At 43.3% G+C, this 586-nt stretch carries 1 pseudogene and 1 riboswitch; the pseudogene reads right to left on the minus strand.

Going from position 1 to position 586, the window contains the following annotated elements:
• A pseudogene (locus tag A3712_RS26835) lies at positions 1-170 on the minus strand (tRNA (uridine(54)-C5)-methyltransferase TrmA); the annotation flags it as partial.
• Positions 171-323: 153 nt separating this feature from the next.
• Positions 324-527: riboswitch (cobalamin riboswitch) on the plus strand.
• The last annotated feature ends 59 nt before the right edge of the window (positions 528-586 follow it).

Below are 586 nucleotides of genomic sequence, written 5' to 3' on the forward strand. Positions count from 1 at the left end.
TCACCTTCATGCCACACGCGGAACTCAGCACGCATGCGGTAGTGTTGTTCTGGAGATTCGTACACTTCCAGCTCAGGCACATTATATTCTGAGAACATTTCAGTCAGACGCTCAGTCTTTTCTGCCAGTTGTTCTTGGTAGCGTTGCGGGTTTACATCTAAATTCGCCATTGTTATGCCTTTTGCTGTCGTGCTTTTAAATCAAGAGCGCAGATTTTATTCAATCACAGGCGCTTGTCCAGTGTTGAGAGTCAATCAGTGTGAATAGGCCATGAAAACTATAGCTTATAACTATCTTAGACTAGACAAATGATTCAGAGGTCAATACTATCTTCGGCAGCTGGTGCCATTTAGATGTATAGATGGCTGAAGAGGGAATCTGGTGTGAATCCAGAACTGACGCGCAGCGGTAAAAGAGAACGAGTATTCATAAGACACTGCAAATAGCTTTTTGTGGGAAGTCGAATATCAGGTAACCATAAGGTTGTGCTCTTGAGTCCGAATACCTGCCAGCGGCTAAACCATAACATGTGGTTTGGTAGGAATTTACGCGATTTAGGATCACAACATGAACAAATCCCTTTTAG

The sequence above is a fragment of the Vibrio sp. HI00D65 genome, from assembly GCF_001635455.1.
In the GTDB taxonomy this organism is placed as follows: Bacteria; Pseudomonadota; Gammaproteobacteria; order Enterobacterales; family Vibrionaceae; genus Vibrio.